2 protein-coding genes and 1 pseudogene are annotated in these 2,681 nt (G+C 42.0%); 2 read left to right on the forward strand and 1 reads right to left on the reverse strand.

Annotated features, from left to right (window positions below; genetic code table 11):
• A pseudogene (locus V6C93_RS23185) lies at nt 1–301 on the reverse strand (hypothetical protein); the annotation flags it as partial.
• Between the two features lie 318 nt (nt 302–619).
• Here V6C93_RS23185 and V6C93_RS23190 point away from each other — a divergent pair.
• Nucleotides 620–2,044, forward strand: coding sequence for an IS4 family transposase (locus V6C93_RS23190; protein ID WP_333479041.1), 1,425 nt, complete (start codon nt 620–622; stop codon nt 2,042–2,044).
• 70 nt (nt 2,045–2,114) lie between these two features.
• Nucleotides 2,115–2,510 (forward strand): hypothetical protein, encoded by a 396-nt coding sequence (locus V6C93_RS23195; RefSeq protein ID WP_333479042.1) that lies wholly within the window; start codon nt 2,115–2,117, stop codon nt 2,508–2,510.
• Nucleotides 2,511–2,681: the final 171 nt, after the last annotated feature.

Consider the following 2,681-nt stretch of genomic DNA (forward strand, 5'->3'; position numbering starts at 1 on the left):
CATCATTAATAGTAACTTTTGAAATATTTTGTAGCCTTTTGATTAACTCATCATGATACACACTAACAAAATCACCATCTTCAAGTTTTTTGGAGCTTGCACTGCTTATGTCTTGAAATATTAAGCTCCAATGTTCTTGTCTGAGTTTCTCTTTTAGTAATAATTCAATTCCTGAATATAGGTGCAAAACAGAATACTTCCATGAATGCTTAGAGTTGTCATGTGCTTTGAATATTGGTTCTACGGCTTCATGGATATAATCTATGCCATTATCCAATAAATTTAATATAATCTCTGCCATTTCCTTAACACAAAATGTATTTTTATAAGTCCTCACGGCTGAATCAGTCGCAATGAGCTACCTTGAGTGATTACAAAGAGTTTAACAGTAGCCACACTTCACTCTCCAAGCATTGGTCGTACCTGCAATCTCTAGAAGTTCCATTTAGAACCTCCAATGATCGCCTTTATTTGATTACAACTTGTAGTTTATGTCGCATCTGACTTTTCACGGGATGTGGAGAGAGGGGATTGGTTCGCGAAGTAACGTCGCGAACCCAAGAGGAAAGGGAATTTAACAGTAAAGTCATAACAGGTGCGAGAGAGTGGCTTTGATCGAATGAACCTATTGGAGTGTAATCCGTATCACGGTTGTGATTTGGGAGACAAACGGTTAACGCGAAGAGCAGCATCGATAGCCGAGTGCTTATCGGTAAAATATGGCCAGCCATTATCAATGGTGTTTAAAAGTGCCAGTGACCTCAAACGGGCTTACGAATTTTTAGCCAACCCCAAAACTAAGTTTGAGAAATTGATTGAGCCATACTTCCAGCAAACAATACAAGAAATCTCTAGCTTGCCAGTTGTATTAGCAGTGGGAGATACAACTTATCTAGACTACAAAAAGATTGTTGCTAAGCGAGAAGATTACGGTCCAATAGGGAATGGAGGGAATGGACTAATTTTACACACGACTCTAGCCGTTGACCCAGATTTTGGACAACCCTTGGGTTTATTGTGGGAAAAATTATGGCATCGAGAAAAACCAACCCAACTACAAGAAGGGGAAACCGCACAACAAAAGAAACAGCGACTTAAACAATCTCGGCAACTCAGGAGAAAGCGCCCGATTGAGGAAAAAGAATCCTATCGGTGGGTAGAAGCATTCCAACAGGTAGACGAACCTTTCCATTTCCTCCAAAAAGAAACTTCACTTAAGGAACAGCCCAAGGTAATTCATGTGTTTGACCGGGAGGGGGATATCTCTGAAGTATTTGAACAAGCCTGTCACATAAACAATACTGGAGTAGTAGTAAGAGCAGCTCACAATCGTAGCTTACAAGATTCTAATCAGCATCTGTGGGAATACGTAGCTGCTCAAAGAGTCCAGTTTGTCTTAGAAGTCACCCTGCCTGAAACTAAAAAACGTTCAGCCAGAATTGCTGGTTTAGAAGTTAAATTTTGTCGATTAAAATTGCAGTTTCCATCCCGGCTTAAAAATGGCGATGACTTTAAAGTTTATGCGGTTTATGCACAAGAAATAAATCCCCCCGAACAAGAAGAACCAGTCGAATGGATGTTACTGACCACTGAATCAGTAACAACACATCAAGAAGCCGCTCAAATTTTGCGCTGGTATACCTATCGCTGGCGAGTCGAGGAGTATCATAAAATTCTTAAATCCGGGTGCAAAGCCGAAAGTTACCGATTGGGAGGTGAAAGTATGGCAACGTTATTGGGATTTTTGACTGTAATTGCTTCCCATTTACTCAGGATGACATATCTGCACCGAAATTCGCCTGATTCTCCAGCAGTCTTGGTGTTAACTCCAGTACAGATAGATGTTCTACTGGCTTTGACTCCAGCCCAACTCAAAAATCCCGGAAATCTTACTATTGACTGGGCAATCAGGGCAATTGCACGACTAGGAGGCTACTTGGAACATCGGCGAAAAACTGCAATTGGCATCCAAGTGTTATGGCGAGGATGGTTGCAACTAGAGTCTCTATGCCTTGGCTGGCAGTTACACCAAAATCCTAATTAATACTAAAAAAAACAGGTTAGGCTGTGAAGGGGAGCTGAAAATAGGTGGGTTTTTCGGGCTAATAATGTTTATGCCAAAACCCCATCAACTGCCGCCGCTTGAAGATTTACAACAACGAACTGACCAACTGATTAAGATTCTCGAACTCTTGGAACAAGAAATCCAGGAGATACTGGCAGCGGGAAAAGTTGCTCCATCAGGTTGTTGGATAGTGCGCTATCAAGCTAGAGGACGAAAAGGCGCTTATTGGTATTACAAACTCCAAGCAACCGTTGCCATATTTCCCAGTAAGAATAATCCTCAGAAGCTGTCTAAATACAAGCATTTGGGCAAGGCAGGTAGTCAAGCTTATTTAGATACAGTAGAACAGGTGGCTCGACGGGCTAAGATTGAAGGTTTACAACAAGCCATTGATACTCTCAAGCAAGGTTTGTCTGATCTGAGTGAAGAGGCATCTAAAATATAAGTAGTTGGTTCGCGGCGTTACGCCGCGAACCAATCCCCTCTCTCCACATCCCGTGAAAAGTCAGACTCAGTGACGGGAGATAGCATACTAAGCCCTGTTACCGCTCCTAATACCTGCTCGTCACGTACCTCGATGTAAGCCTGGAGTTGTTCTAAATTCCTATGCCCTGAC

Source organism: Allocoleopsis sp., from assembly GCF_036703385.1.
In the GTDB taxonomy this organism is placed as follows: Bacteria; Cyanobacteriota; Cyanobacteriia; order Cyanobacteriales; family Coleofasciculaceae; genus Allocoleopsis.